Source organism: Duganella sp. 1224 (genome assembly GCF_013408245.1).
GTDB lineage: Bacteria > Pseudomonadota > Gammaproteobacteria > Burkholderiales > Burkholderiaceae_D > Rugamonas.
This window is the reverse complement of record NZ_JACBYS010000002.1, coordinates 704953-722314: the sequence shown is the minus strand read 5'-3', so window position 1 is coordinate 722314 and position 17362 is coordinate 704953. Positions and strand designations below refer to the sequence as shown.

Annotated in this window: 17 protein-coding genes and 1 pseudogene; 10 read left to right on the top strand and 8 right to left on the bottom strand. The window is 64.8% G+C overall.

Features of this window, described 5'->3' with window-relative positions:
* The 8 genes and pseudogenes from FHW58_RS27810 to FHW58_RS15230 all read right to left on the bottom strand — a co-directional run bounded on the left by FHW58_RS27810 (position 1) and on the right by FHW58_RS15230 (position 6411).
* On the bottom strand, positions 1-1545 hold the full coding sequence (locus FHW58_RS27810; RefSeq protein WP_179674238.1) for a DUF3426 domain-containing protein: 1545 nt from the start codon (positions 1543-1545) through the stop codon (positions 1-3).
* 90 nt (positions 1546-1635) lie between these two features.
* Positions 1636-1737, bottom strand: a pseudogene (locus tag FHW58_RS27720) (MJ0042-type zinc finger domain-containing protein); the annotation flags it as partial.
* A gap of 9 nt (positions 1738-1746) precedes the next feature.
* Complete coding sequence (prmA, locus tag FHW58_RS15255; protein WP_179673977.1) at positions 1747-2679, bottom strand: 50S ribosomal protein L11 methyltransferase; 933 nt, start codon at positions 2677-2679, stop codon at positions 1747-1749.
* 2 nt (positions 2680-2681) lie between these two features.
* Complete coding sequence (gene accC / locus FHW58_RS15250) at positions 2682-4061, bottom strand: acetyl-CoA carboxylase biotin carboxylase subunit (RefSeq protein WP_179673976.1); 1380 nt, start codon at positions 4059-4061, stop codon at positions 2682-2684.
* 106 nt (positions 4062-4167) lie between these two features.
* Complete coding sequence (gene accB / locus FHW58_RS15245) at positions 4168-4635, bottom strand: acetyl-CoA carboxylase biotin carboxyl carrier protein (RefSeq protein ID WP_179673975.1); 468 nt, start codon at positions 4633-4635, stop codon at positions 4168-4170.
* Between the two features lie 88 nt (positions 4636-4723).
* Entirely contained in the window at positions 4724-5161 is a 438-nt protein-coding gene (gene aroQ / locus FHW58_RS15240; RefSeq protein ID WP_179673974.1) for a type II 3-dehydroquinate dehydratase, read from the bottom strand.
* An 84-nt stretch (positions 5162-5245) separates the two neighbouring features.
* The gene (locus tag FHW58_RS15235) at positions 5246-5788 is read right to left on the bottom strand and encodes a TlpA disulfide reductase family protein (RefSeq protein WP_179673973.1); all 543 of its coding nucleotides are present in this window, start codon (positions 5786-5788) and stop codon (positions 5246-5248) included.
* Positions 5785-6411 (bottom strand): hypothetical protein, encoded by a 627-nt coding sequence (locus FHW58_RS15230; RefSeq protein WP_179673972.1) that lies wholly within the window; start codon positions 6409-6411, stop codon positions 5785-5787. The genes FHW58_RS15235 and FHW58_RS15230 overlap by 4 nt, the downstream gene beginning before the upstream one ends.
* A gap of 121 nt (positions 6412-6532) precedes the next feature.
* On the opposite strand from FHW58_RS15230, the gene mpl reads away from it, so the two are divergent.
* From mpl to FHW58_RS15180, 10 genes are all read left to right on the top strand, one after another.
* Positions 6533-7900, top strand: coding sequence for a UDP-N-acetylmuramate:L-alanyl-gamma-D-glutamyl-meso-diaminopimelate ligase (mpl, locus tag FHW58_RS15225; protein WP_179673971.1), 1368 nt, complete (start codon positions 6533-6535; stop codon positions 7898-7900).
* Entirely contained in the window at positions 7897-8475 is a 579-nt protein-coding gene (locus tag FHW58_RS15220) for a YqiA/YcfP family alpha/beta fold hydrolase (protein ID WP_179673970.1), read from the top strand. Before mpl ends, FHW58_RS15220 begins: the two co-directional genes overlap by 4 nt.
* The gene (locus tag FHW58_RS15215; RefSeq protein WP_179673969.1) at positions 8472-9074 is read left to right on the top strand and encodes a chorismate lyase; all 603 of its coding nucleotides are present in this window, start codon (positions 8472-8474) and stop codon (positions 9072-9074) included. The genes FHW58_RS15220 and FHW58_RS15215 overlap by 4 nt, the downstream gene beginning before the upstream one ends.
* Positions 9071-11125, top strand: coding sequence for a ribonuclease catalytic domain-containing protein (locus FHW58_RS15210; RefSeq protein ID WP_179673968.1), 2055 nt, complete (start codon positions 9071-9073; stop codon positions 11123-11125). Before FHW58_RS15215 ends, FHW58_RS15210 begins: the two co-directional genes overlap by 4 nt.
* On the top strand, positions 11126-11839 hold the full coding sequence (locus tag FHW58_RS15205; RefSeq protein WP_179673967.1) for a DUF6445 family protein: 714 nt from the start codon (positions 11126-11128) through the stop codon (positions 11837-11839).
* 82 nt (positions 11840-11921) lie between these two features.
* Positions 11922-12824: a TonB family protein gene (locus FHW58_RS15200; RefSeq protein WP_179673966.1), complete on the top strand. Its 903-nt coding sequence runs from the start codon at positions 11922-11924 to the stop codon at positions 12822-12824.
* 4 nt (positions 12825-12828) lie between these two features.
* Positions 12829-13647: a shikimate dehydrogenase gene (gene aroE / locus FHW58_RS15195; RefSeq protein ID WP_179673965.1), complete on the top strand. Its 819-nt coding sequence runs from the start codon at positions 12829-12831 to the stop codon at positions 13645-13647.
* Entirely contained in the window at positions 13644-14348 is a 705-nt protein-coding gene (gene mtgA / locus FHW58_RS15190; protein ID WP_179673964.1) for a monofunctional biosynthetic peptidoglycan transglycosylase, read from the top strand. The genes aroE and mtgA overlap by 4 nt, the downstream gene beginning before the upstream one ends.
* A 194-nt stretch (positions 14349-14542) precedes the next feature.
* Positions 14543-15508, top strand: coding sequence for a magnesium/cobalt transporter CorA (gene corA / locus FHW58_RS15185; protein ID WP_179673963.1), 966 nt, complete (start codon positions 14543-14545; stop codon positions 15506-15508).
* A 121-nt stretch (positions 15509-15629) separates the two neighbouring features.
* Positions 15630-17360: an ABC transporter permease subunit gene (locus FHW58_RS15180; protein ID WP_179673962.1), complete on the top strand. Its 1731-nt coding sequence runs from the start codon at positions 15630-15632 to the stop codon at positions 17358-17360.
* Positions 17361-17362 lie beyond the last annotated feature (2 nt).

Below are 17362 nucleotides of genomic sequence, written 5' to 3'. Positions count from 1 at the left end.
TTATGGATAGAAGACGGCGATGTGATAGCCGGATGCTTTCAGATCGTGCAGTTCAAAGTAGAGTTTAACGGCTTGTTCGGTGTGCGGGGCAAATCCCTTGTCCTGCGCGACGTCGGCGCCCAGGTAGTCGCGCGGCGTGAACACGCGGCGCAGGATGCGTTTGTCGTTGGCGTCGTCCAGCGTCAGTTCGATCGACGGCCAGGCTTGCGCGGTTTTGCTCTGGTTGCGCAGCAGCGTGGTGAAGGAGAACGCGGTGTCGCTCAGCGTTTGCAGTTCGCCCTGTTCGATGGTGAGGTCGTCGATTTGGGTCGGCAGTTCGATCTTGCAGCCGAGCGCGTTGCAGGCGGCGCTCAGCGCCGGTTTCAGCGGCGGCATGGCGGCGGCCAGCGTGTTGCGGAAGGTGGTGATGGCCTGGCCGAACAGGGCGGCCACCAGCAGCACCGAGCCGAGGCCCATGGCGATGGTGGCGGCCTTGCCGTACTTCTGGCGCTGGCGGTCGCGTTTGACGAAGCCGGGTTCTTCCGGTTCGGCGTGGTCTTCGTGGGCCGGCGATTCCTCGGCGCTGCTGGCGCGCAGGTAGGCGTGGGCGCTGGCGCTTTGCGCTTGCGACATGCCGGCGCTGGATAGCTGGACCAGGGCTTCTTCGTCGACTTCGTCCAGTTCGTCGTCGCGGACGGAGCGGGTGGCGGCGGGCGGCGCGGCGGATACGGGTGGCGCGTCGTCGTCGGCGGCGCTGAAGCTGGCCAGGTCGTCGTCGATGCTGTGGATGGCGGCCGCTGGCGTGGTGGCTTCGGTTTCGGCGGCGAAGACGGCGTCTGCCGCAGCGGCGACAGCGGCGCTGACGCCGGGACCGGCGCCGGCCTGCAGTTCGTCCAGTGGCGGTTCATCCCAGGTGGGTTCGCGGCGGCCGCCTGGCAGGTGGTCGTAGTCGGCGGAGATCGGCTGGCCGTTGTCGTCGTGCTGGATGTCGCCGAGGGATTGTTCCATGACGGCGAGTTCGGCTTCCAGCGCGGCTTCCAGTTCTTCGTCGCTCAGCGTGTCGACGCTGATGACGTCGTCCGGCACCGGTTGGGGCGCCAGTTCGGGATCGATGCTGGCTTCCAGGTCCGGCTCGGATTCCATGTCGAGATCGAGGTCGAACAGCGCGTCGTGGTCGGCCGGCAGCGTGGCCGGCGCGGCGGGCAGCGGGAACGGGGCTGGCGCGACGGCGGGGCTGTCGTCGGCCGGCTCGGCCGGGACGTCATCGGCGAGGGCGATGGCGATGGGTTCAGCCGGAGGCGCGGCGTCGGTGTCGGCGGGCGCGGCCGGCTCCGGCTCGGCGGGGAGCGGCGGCTCAGCGGCGGCTGGCGCGCCAGGCGCGATCGGCAATTCAGCAGCAGCTGGCGCGGCCGGCGCGATCGGCAATTCGGCGGCGGAGTAGGGCTCCGTGGCGGCGGGCGGCGGCGCGATGTCGGCGTCGTCGTGCGCCAGCGCGTCGAACGCGAGCGCCGGTTCGGCGTCCTCCACGGCCAGCACTGCGGCGGCGCGGGTGTCGAGCGCGGCCATTTTCTGGTCGAAGGACACGGCTGGCGGAAGGGACGAAACAGGGAGCGGCGGCGGCGGCTCAAGCAGCGCCGCGTTGCCGTCGAAGACTTCATTGCAGGAGCCACAGCGCACTATGCCCCCACGTAATTTCAGCTGGTCATGCGCGACCCGAAATACCGTGTTGCAGTGGGGGCATTTAGTGGCGAGCGCCATGTATGCGGATTAACGCGCGGCTGGAACGGTGTCGCTGCCCAGGCGGCCATGCAGCGCCACCCAGCCGTCCTGCTCGGCCCACACGCCCAGCTTGATGAACGGCGCGTACGCCGCCGCCACTTCCTCGGCCTGGCGCGCCAGCACGCCCGACAGGATCAGCGAGCCGCCCTCGGCCACGCGGCCGGACAGCATCGGCGCCATCAGCTTCAGCGGGCTGGACAGGATGTTGGCGACCACGATATCGAAACGCTGCGCCGCATGCTTCGACTCGGCGAAGTTATCCGGCAGGAAGTAGTCGATCGCGCAGTTGTTGCGGCTGGCATTGTCGGCCGCCGACTCGATCGCCTGCGGATCGATGTCCACGCCCACCACTTCGCCGGCGCCGGTCTTCTTGGCCACCATGGCCAGGATGCCGGAACCGCAGCCGTAGTCGAGCACGGTCTTGCCGGGCGCCGGATGGGCTTCCAGCCATTCCATGCACAGCCGGGTAGTCGGGTGGCTGCCGGTGCCGAAGGCCAGGCCGGGGTCCAGTTCCAGGATCAGCGCGTCCGGATTCGGCGCCTCGTGCCACGACGGCACCACCCAGATGTTCTTGCCGATGTGAATCGGCGCGAACTGCGACTGGGTCAGGCGCACCCAGTCCTGCTCCTCCACCTTGCGGGTGGTGAACTTGGGCAGGGTGGTCAGACCGATCTGGCCGGCCGCGGCCGCGACGATCACGGCCTGGTCGTCATCTTCGTCGGTCAGCGCGACCACGCGGCTGTGGTCCCAGGCCGCCTCGGCCGGTTCCATGCCCGGCTCGCCGAACAGCGGTTTTTCCGCGTCGGTGCCTTCGTCCGCGTCTTCCACGGAAACCGACAGGGCGCCCACGTCCATCAGCGCCTCGGAGAGGGCCTCGGCGTGGTCGCGCGCGATTTCAATGACGATTTCAGTCCAGCTCATGTTTAACCCTTGTTGCTCAGGCTCAGTTTATGCAGGTCGGGCATGTCCGCCAGCTTCTGTTCCAGATAGTGAATATTGGTGCCGCCTTCGATGAAACGGGCGTCGACCATCAGCTCGCGGTGCAGCGGGATGTTGGTCGAGATGCCTTCGACCACCATTTCCGACAGCGCGATCTGCATGCGGCGGATCGCCTGCTCGCGGGTGGCGCCGTAGGAAATGACCTTGCCGATCATCGAATCGTAGTGCGGTGGCACATAATAACCCGCATACGAGTGCGAGTCGACGCGCACGCCCGGACCGCCCGGCACGTGCCAGGAGGTGATGCGGCCCGGCGACGGCGTGAATTTAAATGGATCTTCGGCGTTGATGCGGCACTCGATGGCGTGGCCGGACAGCATGACGTCGCGCTGGCGGAAGCGCAGCTTCTCGCCGCAGGCGATGCGGATCTGTTCCTGCACGATGTCGATGCCGGTGATCATTTCGGTGACCGGGTGTTCGACCTGCACGCGGGTGTTCATCTCGATGAAGTAGAACTCGCCGTTCTCGTACAGGAATTCAAACGTGCCGGCGCCACGGTAGCCGATCTTGCGGCAGGCCTCGGCGCAGCGCTCGCCGACTTTTTCGATCAGCTTGCGTGGAATGCCCGGCGCCGGCGCTTCCTCGATGACCTTCTGGTGGCGGCGCTGCATCGAGCAGTCGCGTTCGCCCAGCCAGACGGCGTTCTTGTGTTCATCGGCCAGCACCTGGATTTCCACGTGGCGCGGATTTTCCAGGTACTTCTCCATGTAGACTTCCGGATTGCCGAAGGCCGAACCGGCTTCCGCCTTGGTCATCTGCACGGCGTTGATCAGCGCGGCTTCGGTGTGCACCACGCGCATGCCGCGGCCGCCACCGCCACCGGCCGCCTTGATGATGACCGGATAGCCGATCTTGCGGGCGGTCTGCACGATCACTTTCGGATCGTCCGGCAGCGCGCCTTCCGAGCCCGGCACGCACGGCACGCCGGCCTTGATCATGGCCTGCTTGGCGGTCACCTTGTCGCCCATCAGGCGGATCGAGTCGGAGCGCGGGCCGATGAAGACGAAGCCGGATTTTTCCACGCGCTCGGCAAAGTCGGCGTTTTCCGACAGGAAGCCGTAGCCGGGGTGGATCGCCTCGGCGTCGGTGACTTCGGCGGCGCTGATGATGGCCGGCATGTTCAGGTAGCTGAGCGAAGAAGGCGCCGGACCGATACACACCGATTCGTCTGCCAACTTCACGTATTTGGCGTCTTTGTCTGCTTCCGAGTGGACCACGACCGTCTTGATGCCCAGTTCGCGGCAGGCGCGCTGGATACGGAGGGCGATTTCGCCGCGGTTGGCAATGAGGATTTTTTCAAACATGATAGGTTCGCTATGTCTGTGAGCGCCGATTGGCTGCGTCAGGTGAGGAGGGATTGCGGACCAGGCAGGCGCGCCCGACGCCGGAAGGGGCGGGCGCTGGCCTGTCTTAGCCGATCACAAACAGCGGTTGGCCGAACTCGACCGGCTGGCCGTTCTCGACCAGGATCTGGGTGATGGTGCCGGTCTTGTCGGCATCGATTTCGTTCAGCAGCTTCATCGCCTCGATGATGCACAGGGTGTCGCCTTCCTTGACCGACTGGCCGACTTCAACAAACGCCGCGGCGCCTGGCGCGGACGAGCGGTAGAAGGTGCCGACCATCGGCGACTTCACGATGTGGCCGGTTGGCTCGGCGGCGGCCGCTGGGGCTGGGGCGGCGGCGGGCGCGGCCACGGGGGCGGCGGCCGGCGCGGTGTATTGCGGGATGGCTTGCGGCTGCATCATGACCATCTGATTTTGCGGCAGGGCCGACGATTTGACGATGCGAACTTTGCTTTCGCCTTCGGTCACTTCGAGTTCGGCGATGTCCGATTCTGCGACCAAATCAATCAAGGTCTTCAGCTTGCGTAGATCCATGTAACCCCCAGAGGAATGTCTTTTAATGTGAGTGAGCGGCGCCGTCTTGTGGACGTTGCCGCGCTAAATTGCGCGCAGATCGCGTAGGTTATCGCTTTTTAAGAACGAAGTCGATGGCAAACCGATATCCTTCGATACCCAGTCCGCAGATCGTTCCCAATGCGATCGCGCTCAGAAACGAGTGGTGGCGAAACGACTCGCGCTGGTAAATATTCGAAATATGCACTTCCACAAACGGGATGGCCACCCCCGCCAGGGCGTCGCGCAAGGCCACGCTGGTGTGGGTCAGGCCGCCCGGATTGATGACAATGGCGTCCACGCCTTCCGTTTTGGCGGCATGGATGCGGTCGATCAATGCGCCTTCGTGGTTGCTCTGGAAGCAAGACAAGCTCGCACCCGCCGCCTGGGCCTGGACCTGGGCGGCGTGTTCGATGTCGGCCAGGGTGCTAGCGCCGTAGACCTCGGGCTCGCGCGTCCCCAGCAAATTCAGGTTGGGGCCGTTGAGCAGTAGGAGGTTTTTTGCCATGATTCGTGAGCCTTCTCCGCGAAAGATCCGCATTTTGACGCCAACTGCGGACATTTGGCAAGAGAAAAAAACCTGTGAAACTACTTATAGAGTTGCCAAATCTTTGCGCAGCTCGTCAAATTTCAATTTGCCCAGGTAAGTCTTCTTGACCTGGCCGTCGGCGCCGATCAGCACCGTGTAAGGCAGGCCGCCGCCGCTGTTGCCAAACTGGCGCGACAGCTCGGTGCCGCTCATGCCGGCCACCAGCACCGGGTAGGTAATCTTATATTTGTCGCTAAATTCCGCGATATTGGATGGCGAATCGATACCGATGCCAATAACTTGCAGCTTCTTGCCTTCTTCTCCGGCGGCCAGCGCGGACAGCTCCGGCATCTCCTGCACGCACGGACCGCACCACGGCGCCCAGAAATTGACCAGCATGGCCTTGCCCTTGTACTGGGCCAGCGGCGTGGCGACGCCCTTGGCGTCCGGCAGCGTCTGCTGATACAGGGCGGCAACCGGGGCGGTGACGCCGGCCGGCGCGGTGGCGGTCAGCGGCGCTGCTTCTTTATGCATGCCGAGGTAGGCGCCGGCGGCGGCGAATAGCACGGCGACGGCAATATAGGCGGGCAGATTTTTTTTGCTCATGGTGTAGGTGGGTGGGTACTGTTAACTAATAGGGCGCGCACGGCCGCGAGGTCGGCGCGGGCCAGCTTGCCGTCCTTGTTCTTGACGGCGCCGCGCAGATCGTCCAGTTCATACAGGGCGGCGTGCACGCCTTCCTTGTGCCACATGAAGCTGACGGTTTCGACCATGCCGTAGCGCGGCCCTTTGAAGTGCGGCGTTTCGGAGATGTCGATTTGTACATTCCGGTTCAGCAGGAAGATTTCCACTTCCTTGGCGCTGTCGGCGAACAGCTGCAGATGGATGTCGTCGTGCGGGCCGGCGGTGCCGTTCAGGACGGCGCCGGTCAGGTAGGGCTGGAACTTTTCCAGGCCTTCCATGATGTCCACCGCCAGCGTGCGCAGCCGGAACAGCCGGGCCGGCTGGGTGTCGGCGTGGAACAGCTGCTGGTAGATGCGGACTTCGGCCTCGATCTGCGCATTGTCCGGCAGCAGGTTCAGCGGCGGCTGGGTGTCGCCCAGGATCTGCCGCGCGGCCTTGCGCTTGGCCGTGTTGTAGTCGGCGCCGTCCTGCGCGATGAGACGAGCGGCGGCCGCCGCGATTTCGGCACGCAGGAGCTGGAGTTCTTCGTTCACATTGGCAGTCATGGACGAGATAATACTCTGAACCGGGAAAAGCGCGTCGGCTCAGGTAAAATCGCGTCTTCAGTTAGCGCGTCATTCCGGCTTGCGCCGGAGCGACGGAGATTCACACGTCGTCTTACTTACTATGCACATTCACATCCTCGGTATTTGCGGCACCTTCATGGGCGGCCTGGCGGTTCTGGCGAAAGAAGCGGGCCACCGCGTCACCGGTTGCGACGCCAACGTCTATCCCCCGATGAGCACGCAGCTGGAAGCGCAGGGCATCGAACTGATCACCGGCTACGGCCCGGAACAGATCGCGCTGAACCCGGACCTGTACGTGATCGGCAACGTGGTCACGCGCGGCAATCCGCTGATCGAGGAAATCATGAACCGCGGCCTGCCGTACGTGTCCGGCCCGCAGTGGATCGGCGACCATATATTAAGAGACAAATGGGTGCTGGCCGTGGCCGGCACGCACGGCAAGACCACCACCACCGCCATGCTGACCTGGATCCTGGAAGACGCCGGCTACGCGCCCGGCTTCCTGGTCGGCGGCGTGCCGAAGAACTTCGGCGTCTCGGCCCGCCTGCAGGGCGACAAGGATTCGATCTTCTTCGTCATCGAGGCGGACGAATACGACACCGCCTTCTTCGACAAGCGCAGCAAGTTCGTGCACTACCACGCCAAGACCGCGATCCTGAACAACCTGGAATACGATCACGCCGACATCTTCCCCGATCTGCACGCGATCGAAACCCAGTTCCACCACCTGGTGCGCACCGTGCCGGGCATCGGCCGCGTCATCTACAACGGCGACGAGGAAGCGCTGCAACGCGTGCTCCAGCGCGGCTGCTGGAGCGAGAAGGAAAGCTTCGGCCGTAGCGAAGGCACGGATTGGGCGCTGAACGAATACGATGACGGCACGTTCGACGTCATTTTCAAGGGCGAAGTGCAGGGTCGCGTCGCGTGGTCGCTCACCGGCAAGCACAACCGGGCCAACGCGCTGGCCGCCATCGCCGCCGCCCGCCACGTCGGCGTGCCGATCGCGCAGGCCGCCAAATCGCTGGCCACCTTCGAGAACGTCAAGCGCCGCATGGAAGTGCGCGGCGTGGTCAACAACATCACCGTCTACGACGACTTCGCCCACCATCCGACCGCCATCGCCACCACCGTCGGCGGCCTGCGCCAGAAAATTGGCCAGGACACGCGCATCCTGGCGGTGCTGGAGCCGCGCTCCAACACCATGAAGCTGGGCACGATGAAAGACGCGCTGCCGGGCAGCCTGGGCGACGCCGACCTGGTGTTCGGCTTCGGCAGCGAGCAGGCGCTGGGCTGGAACCTGGGCCAGGCGTTGTCGCCGCTCGGCGCCACCGCCAGTGCCTACGAAGACCTGAACGCGCTGGTGGCCGCCGTGGCCAGGGCCGCGCAACCGGGCGACCAGATTATTGTGATGAGCAACGGCGGCTTCGGCGGCGTGCACGACAAAATCCTGAAAGCGCTGGCGCCATGATCCTGTATCTGCACGGCTTCCGCTCCTCGCCCAAGTCGATGAAGGCGCGCGTGGTCGGCGAGCGCATGGCGGCGCTGGGGCTGGCCGATCAACTGCTGTCGCCGCAGCTGCCAGCCTCGCCCCGGCTGGCGATGGAACTGGCCGAGGCGGCCGTCAAGGACGTGCCTGCCGGCGAGCTGAGCATCATCGGCTCGTCGCTGGGCGGCTACTATGCCACCTGGCTGGCCGAGCGCATCGGCTGCCGCGCCGTGCTGCTGAATCCGGCCGTAGTGCCGCAACTGGACCTGGACCAGCACGTCGGCGTCAGCACCCAATACCACTCCGACGAGCCGTTTGAATTCAAGCGCGCATACATCGCCGAGCTGCGCGCGCTGGCGGTGCCGCAGATCACCAGGCCGGAACGCTATTTCCTGATCGCCGCCACCGGCGACGAGGTGCTGGACTACCGCGACATGCTGGCCCACTACCAGGGCGCGCGCCAGCATGTGATCGACGGCAGCGACCACGCGATTTCCGAGTTTCCGCGTTATGTGGACCAGGTACTGGCCTTCTGCGGCATCGAGGCCCGCTCTTGAGCGCGCCGCCGAGAAGCGCCTCGCTGCGGCAGGCGCAGTGGCAGCCGCACGTGCTGGCCCTGAACGCGCCGCCGGCCTACGTGCCGTGGCTGACCGAGGGCGGCTCGCTGACCGCGCGCCTGAAAGCACACAGTCACAATTTCCGCGTACAGTGCCTGCATCAGCGCAGCGCGATCTGCCTCAGCGACGAGGCCGGCGTGATCGGCATGCATCATCGCGGCCGCGTGTGGGAAAGGGAAGTGCTGCTGAGATGTGATAATACGCCTGCGGTGTTCGGCCACACGGTGGTGCCGATGTCGGCCAACGCCAGCGACTGGCCGCTGTTCAGCACGCTGGGCGAACGCTCGCTGGGCACCACGCTGTTCGGCGATCCGCTGGTGCGGCGCGGTGTGTTGGAATTTGCAAGATTGCGAGAAGGGCATCCTTTGGCGCGGCGCGCGCGGGCGGCACTGGCCGTCAATGGCGCGGTGGTGCCACCGGACCACATATTATATGCACGGCGCTGCCTGTATCAGCGCCGCCAAGGTACGCTGCTGGTAACGGAAGTATTCCTGCCGACTGTGCTGGAACTGATTAAAACGAACGACAATAAACGATGAATGTATTTTTTGAAGAATCCGGCGATTTCAAAGTCGGCAGCGTGATGACCCAGGCCGGCGAGGCCTATCAAGTCGAGATGGCCAGCGGCAAGCGCACCAAGGTCAAGGCCAAGGACGTGCTGCTGCAGTTCGAGAAGCCGTCTCCGGCCGACCTGATGGAGCAGGCCAAGGCCATCGCTGCCGACGTCGACCTGGAATTCCTGTGGGAAGTCGCCGGCGAGGAAGAGTTCGGTTTTGCCGAGCTGGGCGCCGAATACTTCGGCCACGCGCCGCAGCCGGCCGAAGCGGCCGGCCTGATCCTGAGCCTGCATTCGTCGCCGATCTACTTCTATAAAAAGGGCCGCGGCCGCTACAAGGCCGCGCCCGAGCAATCGCTGCGCGCCGCGCTGGCCGGCATCGAGAAGAAGAAACAGCAGGCGCTGGTACAAGCCGCCTACGTGGAAGAACTGAAGGCCAACAAGCTGCCGGAATCGATGCAGAACATCGTGCTGCAACTGCTGTTCAAGCCGGACAAGAACTCGATCGAATACAAGGCGCTGGACGCGGCCTGCGCGGAACTGCACACCAATCCGCAGCGGCTGATGCTGGCGGTGGGCGGCGTGCAGTCGGCCAAGGCGCTGCACATGGCCAAGTTCCTGTTCGAGAACTTCCCCAAGGGCGCCGGCTTCCCGGACGTGCCGGTGCCGGCCGCGCCGGCCAACCTGCCGGTGGCCGACGTCCAGGCGTTCTCGATCGACGACGTCACCACCACCGAGATCGACGATGCCTTCTCGGTCACCAGGCTGGCCGACGGCAACGTCAGGATCGGCATCCACATCGCCGCGCCAGGCCTGGGCATCAAGCCGGACGACGCGGTCGACAAGATCGCGCGCGGCCGCATGTCCACCGTCTACATGCCGGGCGATAAGATCACCATGCTGCCGGACAGCATCGTCGACGCCTTCACGCTGGCCGAGGGCAAGACCTGCCCGGCGCTGTCGCTGTACGCCACGCTGAATCCGGCCGACTGGTCGGTGCTGGCCACCGAAACGCGCGCCGAGATGGTGCCCATCGCCAACAACCTGCGCCACAACGACCTGGACGACCTGGTCAACGAGGAAACCCTGGCCAGCGGCGCGGGCGACTATCCGCACAAGGAATCGCTGGGCCTGATCTGGCAATGGGCGCAGGTGCTGGAGGCCGCGCGCATGGTCAAGCGCGAAGGCTTTGGCCTGAAGCCGGAGCAGAACAACCGCGTCGACTACAACTTCTACGTGGAAGACGATGTCGTCACCGTCACCCGCCGCAAGCGCGGCGCGCCGTTGGACAAGATCGTCGCCGAGCTGATGATCTTCGCCAATAGCACCTGGGGCAAGCTGATGCACGACAGCGGCGTGCCCGGCATCTACCGCAGCCAGGGCCGCGGCGTGGGCGGCTGGAACGCCAAGATGCAGGTGCGCATGCTGACGCACGCCGCGCCGCACGAGGGCTTGGGTGTGGACCAGTACGCGTGGAGCACCTCGCCGCTGCGCCGTTACACCGACCTGGTCAACCAGTGGCAGATCCTGGCCTGCGCCGAGAAGGGCGTGATGGCGCCGCTGGTGGCGCACTTCAAGCACAAGGACGCGGAGCTGTTCGCGATCGTGTCGCAATTTGACGCGGCCTATGGCGCATACGCGGATCACCAGGCCAATATGGAACGCTACTGGTGCCTGCGCTGGCTGGGCCAGGAGAACGCGCGCCAGGTGGAGGCGGTGGTGCTGAAGGACGAAGTGCTGCGCCTGACCGATATACCGCTGATCATCCGTCTGCCGGGCATGCCGTCGGTGGCGCGCGGCGCGGCGGTCAAGCTGGACATCCTGCGCTGGGACGAGGTGGACCTGACTATCGAGGCGCGTCTGCTGGAAATCCCGACCGACGCCACCGCCACCGACGTCGACTTCGAGGACGACGAGGTGGACGAGGCGGGCGATGCGCCAGCCGGCGACGCCGAAGTGGCGGACCAGACCGCCGCCGAGGAAAACACCGCCGAGGTCACCGCGGCACCAGCGGCGGACACGCCAGCGCCCTAAATGTTCAATCCGCGCCCCACGATCCGCGTCGTGCCGCTGCCCGACAAGGAACACCTGGTCATCGTCGACGACTTGCTGCTGGAACCGCACAAGATGGTCGAACTGGCCAGGCAATCGCGCGCGGACTTTTCCGACGCCGACCATAATTATTTCCCCGGTCCGGAGCTGAACCTGCCGCCGGCGCTGACGCAGGCTTTCGATCAATTCATCGTCACCCATGTGCGCAAGCCGCTGGGCGCGCGCCGCACCAGCATGCTGGCCGCGCGGCTGGCGCTGGCCACGCTGCAGCCGCCGCAACTGCAGAACCTGCAGCGGGTGTGTCACCGCGACACCGTGCCGCGACCCGGCATGGAAGGCACCGGCGCCATGGTGCTGTACCTGTTCCATGACACCCGGCTGGGCGGCACCGGCTTTTTCCGGCAGACCTGTTCCGACGCCGCCTTCACCGACATGGTGCTGCGCGCGCGCGCCATGGAGCGCGACGCCTTCACCGCGCTGACCGGCGCCGGGCCCGGCTATGCCGTGGCCAGCGACCGTTATTTCGAGAAGGTCTACACGGCGCAGCCGGCGTGGAACCGGGCCATCTTCTATCCGGGCACGGTGTTGCACAGCGCCGACATCCATCACCCCGAGCTGCTGGTCGACGATGTGCAGAGCGGCCGGCTGACGGTCAACGCCTTCTTCAACCTGCGCCGCAACGCTGCCGTTGCATGAAAGCCCCGCCCGTTCGGACCGGCCCGGCAAATCGAGTAAAATCAGCGGGTAACACCAGCGCGCCGCCTTGTTCCGACGTCTAATGAAGCCTGCCCGAGTGAAGTCTTTTAAAGAAAATCGCTTGCTGTACCTTGCCATCGGCTTCTCGCTGGTGGCGCATGCCGCCTTGCTGGCGGTGCGCTTTGTGGCCCCGGCGCCAGCGCCGGTGCAGGCTGCCGATCCCGGGCTGGAAGTGATCCTCGTCAACGCCAAGCACAACAAGGCGCCGCTGAAGGCCGACGCCGTTGCCCAGGCCAACCTCGACGGCGGCGGCACGGTCGACCAGGGCCGCTCCCGGTCGCCGATGCCGGACATGCGCAAGACCGAAATGGGCGACAGCGTCAAGGCCAGCAAGCGCCGCATCGCCGAGCTGGAAGAACGCCAGAAGCAGCTGATGACGCAAGTGCACTCGCCGTCGCCCGTGAGCGCGCCGCCGCTGACCGAAAACGCCAAACCGGACCCGACACCCACCGGCGCCGACCTGATCGAATCGAGCAAGGCCATCGCCCGCCGCGTGGCGGAAATCAGCGAAACCATCGAGGACCAGAACAAGCGGCCCAAGAAAACCATGATCACGCCGAGCACGCGCGAAGCCGGCTACGCGATCTACTACAAAACCATGCAGAAGCGGATCGAGGACATCGGCACGCTGAACTTCCCCAACGTGAACGGGCGCAAGCTGTATGGCCAGCTGATGCTGTCGATCCCGGTGTTCCAGGACGGCACCATCTATGAAAAGGAAGGCGGCATCAAGGTCGAGCGCAGCTCCGGCAATCCGGCGCTGGACGAGGCGGCGATGCGCATCGTGCGCCGCTCGGCGCCGTTCGGCAAATTCCCGCCGAACATGCTGTCGAGCGACCGCGATGATTTGTGGGTCATCATCACCACCTTCAAATTCACCCGCGAAGACAAATTACAAGCCGATATGAGCGGCGGAGGACGATAACAACATGGACCGCTACTGCGTGTTTGGCAACCCGATTGCCCATAGCAAATCACCGGAAATCCATGCCGCCTACGCGGCGCAGACCGGCCAGGACATGCAATACGAACGCCGCCTGGCGCCAGTGGACGGCTTCGCCGAGGCCGTGCGCGCCTTCATCGCCGAGGGCGGCAAGGGCGCCAACGTGACGGTGCCGTTCAAGCTGGAAGCGGCCAGGCTGGCGCAGGCGCTGACGATCCGCGCGCGCGCGGCCGGTGCGGTCAACACCCTGGTGTTCAGCGACGACGGCATCATCGGCGACAACACCGACGGCGCCGGCCTGGTGGCGGACATCGTCAACAACGCCGCTGTGCCGATCAGCGGCAAGCGCGTGCTGCTGCTGGGCGCGGGCGGCGCCGTGCGCGGCGTGGTGCTGCCGATCCTGGAGCATCGGCCGGCCAGGCTGGTGATCGCCAACCGCACCGTGGCCAAGGCGGAAGAACTGGTCGAACAGTTTGCCGCGCTGGGCGGCGAGGGCGTGGTGTCGGCCTGCAGCTTTGCCGACATCGACGGCCAGTACGACATCGTCATTAACGGCACCGCGGCCAGCCTGAGCGCGGAAGTGCCGCCGGTCTCGCCATCGATTTTCGCGCCCGGCTGTTTAGCGCTGGACATGATGTACGGTGCTTCCCCCACGGTATTCTTGCAGTTCGCCGCCCGCCATGGCGCGCAGTTGCGCGATGGCCTGGGCATGCTGGTGGAACAGGCTGCCGAGGCGTTCCAGTTGTGGCGCGGCGTGCAGCCGGCCACCGCCGATGTATTGAAACAACTGCGCGACCAGCTATGAGCAAATCGTCCGGTCAATGGCGCTGGGTGAAGTGGCTCTTCATCGTCCCGATCCTGCTGTTCCTGGCGGTGCAGCTGTACTTCTTCCTGCAGATCTGGTGGTGGGTCGACCACAATCCCGGCATGACCAGCTTCATGCGCGAGCAGCAGGCGGCCTTGCGCGAGAAGAATCCCAAGGCCAACATCCAGCAGCAGTGGGTGCCGTACAACCGCATCTCGAACAATCTCAAGCGCGCCATCATCGCCTCCGAGGACGCCAACTTCTCCGACCACGACGGTGTCGACTGGGAAGCGCTGCAAAAGGCCTACGAGAAGAACAACAAGAAGCACAAGGTGGTGTCCGGCGGCTCCACCATCACCCAGCAGCTGGCCAAGAACCTGTTCCTGTCCGGTTCGCGCAGCTACGTGCGCAAAGGGCAGGAGCTGATCATCACCTTCATGCTGGAAACGCTGATGGACAAGGAGCGCATCTTCGAGATCTACCTGAACGTGGTGGAATTCGGCACCGGCACCTTTGGCGCCGAGGCGGCCGCGCGCCACTACTACGGCGTCAGCGCCGCCAACCTGAGCGCGCCGCAGGCGGCCAGGCTGGCGGTGCTGCTGCCCAATCCGCGCTATTTCGACAAGCACCGCGACTCCAACTACCTGGCGCGCCGCACGGCGGTGATCTTGCGTCGCATGGGGTCCGCCGACCTGCCATAGCTCCCAATGCTGTCAAGTTCAGCGCGTCGTTCCGGCGAAAGCCGGAACCCATAGAACGCCGGCATGAATAACGCACGCAGTGTATGGATTCCGGCTTGCGCCGGAATGACAGATCAAGCGCTAACTGGGCACTGGGCTGGCTTAGCAGGGGCTTTGCGGGTACACTTGCGCTGTTTCCAAAGGCGCGTTTATCCATGATTAATGTTTTCGTTCTCCAGAATGGCCGGCTCAACCAGGTCCCCATCGACAGTCGCGAAGACCTGGAAAAGGTCGAGCCGGTCTGGGTCGACCTGACCGACCCGACGGATGCGGAGCGCGCCTGGGTACGCACCATCTACGGCGTGATCCTGCCGGGCGAGGACGAGGTCAAGGACATCGAGGCCTCGGCCCGCTACTACGAGGCGGAAAACGGCGACCTGCACCTGCGCACCGACTTCCTGCTGGAAGAAGAGGATGGCCCGTCGCGCATCGTGACGGTGGCGTTCATCCTGGCGCGCAAAATCCTGTTCTCGGTCCACACCGACGACCTGCCGGTGTTCCGCCTGGTGCGCATGCGCGCCCGTTCGCGCCCCGGCTCCATCGCCGACTACATGGACGTGCTGCTGGACCTGTACGCCACCGACGCCGAATATTCTGCGGACGCGCTGGAAGGCATCTACCAGCAGCTGGAAGAAGTCAGCGGCCGCGTGCTGCAAAAAGAATTCACCGACCAGGACGCGGCCGCCGCGCTGAACGCCATCGCCCACGAGGAAGACTTGAACGGCCGCATCCGCCGCAACATGATGGACACGCGCCGCGCCGTCAGCTTCCTGATGCGCGGCCGCTTGCTCAATTCCGACCAGTTCGAGGAGGCGCGCCAGATCCTGCGCGACATCGAATCGCTGGACGGCCACACCTCCTTCCTGTTCGACAAGATCAACTTCCTGATGGACGCCACGGTCGGTTTCATCAACATCAACCAGAACAAGATCATCAAGATCTTCTCGGTGGCCAGCGTGGCCTTCCTGCCGCCAACGCTGATCGCGTCCATCTACGGCATGAACTTCAAGTGGCTGCCGGAGCTGGAATGGGAGCTGGGCTACCCGTTCGCCATCGTGCTGATGCTGGCCAGCGCCATCGCGCCGTTCCTGTACTTCCGCCACCGGGGCTGGCTGAAGTAAGATACTTTCAAGATCGTAATATAGTTGCCGGATTAATCTATTAGAATGGCGGGCGGCGTAATGCGCTCCCTCCTACCTTTGCTCCTCGCGGCCCCTCCCGCCGCCCTGAGAAAGTAATAATATGAACAAGAAACGGCAATTTTTCCCCCGCCAGGTGGTGGAAGCCGGCGGTAACCGCTGGGACTGGGCCTTGCTGCCCATCGTGCTGGCGATCTTCGTGCTGATGGCCTATGGCAGCCAGCAGATGGCGCGCCCCTATGAACTCGGCCAGACCTTGCCGATGTCGCTCGACCCGAGCTATCTGCCGTACTACGTGCTGCGCACCACGCTGCGCATGTTCATCGCGCTGGGCGCCTCGGTCATCTTCAGTTGCGTGTTCGCCGCGCTGACCACCAAGTACCGGCTGGCCGAAAAAGTGCTGGTGCCGCTGCTGGACATCCTGCAGTCGATCCCCATCCTGGGCTTCCTGTCGATCACCGTGACGGCTTTCATCGCGCTTTTCCCCGGCAACCTGCTGGGCGTGGAATGCGCGGCGGTTTTCGCCATCTTCACCTCGCAGGCGTGGAACATGGCGTTTTCCGCCTACCAGGGCTTCCGCTCGGTGCCGGCCGAATTGTCCGAGGCGGCGCGGGTGTTCCAGCTGTCGGGCTGGCAGCGCTTCTGGCGCCTGGAGCTGCCGTACGCGATGCCCGGCCTGCTGTGGAACATGATGATGTCGATGTCCGGCGGCTGGTTCTTCGTGGTGGCGTCGGAGGCCATCGTGGTGTCCAACCAGACCATCAAGCTGCCGGGCATGGGCTCCTACATCGCGCTGGCCATCGAGCAGAGTAATCTGGGCGCCATCGGCTGGGCCATCTTCGCCATGCTGATCGCGGTGCTGCTGTACGATCAGTTGTTCTTCCGCCCGCTGCTGGCGTGGGCCGACAAGTTCCGCTTCGAGGAAACCGGCAGCGACACCGCGCAGTCTTCGTGGCTGCTCACCTGGCTGCGCCGCACCGAACGCACGCAGCAGATCGTCGAATGGTTCGCCCACCAGCTGTCGCGCTCCATCGCCGTGTTCCGCCTGTCGCACGACGGCACCTCGATCCGCGCCCGGCGCGACAAACCGTCGCTGGTGCCGCAGCGGGTGTGGGACGCGGTAATCGCCGCCGTGGTGTTCTACGCGCTGTGGAGCCTCGTGCACTTCATCCGCACCGAAGTCGGCTGGGGCGAGGTGGGCCATGTGCTGATGCTGGGCGTGTACACCATGCTGCGCGTGGTGGTGCTGCTGGCACTGGCGGCCATCGTCTGGGTGCCGGTGGGGATCTGGATCGGCATGAATCCGCGCTGGGCCTCGCGCACGCAGGCGGTGGCGCAGTTCCTGGCGGCGTTCCCGGCCAACCTGGTGTTCCCGGTGGCGGTGATCATCATCGTGCGCTATCACCTGAATCCGGACATCTGGCTGTCGCCGCTGATGATCCTTGGCACCCAGTGGTATCTGCTGTTTAACGTGATCGCCGGCGCCTCGACCATTCCGACCGAGCTGCGGCACGCGGCCAAGAACTTCGGCCTGACCGGCTGGCTGAAATGGCGCCGCTACCTGCTGCCGGCCATCTTCCCGAGTTTTGTGACCGGGGCCATCACCGCGTCCGGCGGTTCGTGGAACGCGGCCATCGTGTCCGAGCTGGTGAGCTGGGGACCGACCACGCTGAAGGCGCACGGCATCGGCAGCTACATCGCCGAGATGACCGCCACCGGCGACTTCCCGCGCATCGCGCTGGGCATCGGCATCATGTGTATTTTCGTGATGGGCTTCAACCACTTCGTCTGGCGCCGTTTGTATACCCTGGCCGAAAGCCGGCTGCATTTCTAGGA

Excerpts from the sequence above, each read along its gene's own strand:
- FHW58_RS27810 (WP_179674238.1), bottom strand. The coding sequence starts at position 1,545 with ATGGCCGCGCTCGACACCCGCGCCGCCGCAGTGCTGGCCGTGGAGGAC.
- prmA (WP_179673977.1), bottom strand. The coding sequence starts at position 2,679 with ATGAGCTGGACTGAAATCGTCATTGAAATCGCGCGCGACCACGCCGAG.
- accC (WP_179673976.1), bottom strand. The coding sequence starts at position 4,061 with ATGTTTGAAAAAATCCTCATTGCCAACCGCGGCGAAATCGCCCTCCGT.
- accB (WP_179673975.1), bottom strand. The coding sequence starts at position 4,635 with ATGGATCTACGCAAGCTGAAGACCTTGATTGATTTGGTCGCAGAATCG.
- aroQ (WP_179673974.1), bottom strand. The coding sequence starts at position 5,161 with ATGGCAAAAAACCTCCTACTGCTCAACGGCCCCAACCTGAATTTGCTG.
- FHW58_RS15235 (WP_179673973.1), bottom strand. The coding sequence starts at position 5,788 with ATGAGCAAAAAAAATCTGCCCGCCTATATTGCCGTCGCCGTGCTATTC.
- FHW58_RS15230 (WP_179673972.1), bottom strand. The coding sequence starts at position 6,411 with ATGACTGCCAATGTGAACGAAGAACTCCAGCTCCTGCGTGCCGAAATC.
- mpl (WP_179673971.1), top strand. The coding sequence starts at position 6,533 with ATGCACATTCACATCCTCGGTATTTGCGGCACCTTCATGGGCGGCCTG.
- FHW58_RS15220 (WP_179673970.1), top strand. The coding sequence starts at position 7,897 with ATGATCCTGTATCTGCACGGCTTCCGCTCCTCGCCCAAGTCGATGAAG.
- FHW58_RS15210 (WP_179673968.1), top strand. The coding sequence starts at position 9,071 with ATGAATGTATTTTTTGAAGAATCCGGCGATTTCAAAGTCGGCAGCGTG.
- FHW58_RS15205 (WP_179673967.1), top strand. The coding sequence starts at position 11,126 with ATGTTCAATCCGCGCCCCACGATCCGCGTCGTGCCGCTGCCCGACAAG.
- FHW58_RS15200 (WP_179673966.1), top strand. The coding sequence starts at position 11,922 with ATGAAGCCTGCCCGAGTGAAGTCTTTTAAAGAAAATCGCTTGCTGTAC.
- aroE (WP_179673965.1), top strand. The coding sequence starts at position 12,829 with ATGGACCGCTACTGCGTGTTTGGCAACCCGATTGCCCATAGCAAATCA.
- mtgA (WP_179673964.1), top strand. The coding sequence starts at position 13,644 with ATGAGCAAATCGTCCGGTCAATGGCGCTGGGTGAAGTGGCTCTTCATC.
- corA (WP_179673963.1), top strand. The coding sequence starts at position 14,543 with ATGATTAATGTTTTCGTTCTCCAGAATGGCCGGCTCAACCAGGTCCCC.
- FHW58_RS15180 (WP_179673962.1), top strand. The coding sequence starts at position 15,630 with ATGAACAAGAAACGGCAATTTTTCCCCCGCCAGGTGGTGGAAGCCGGC.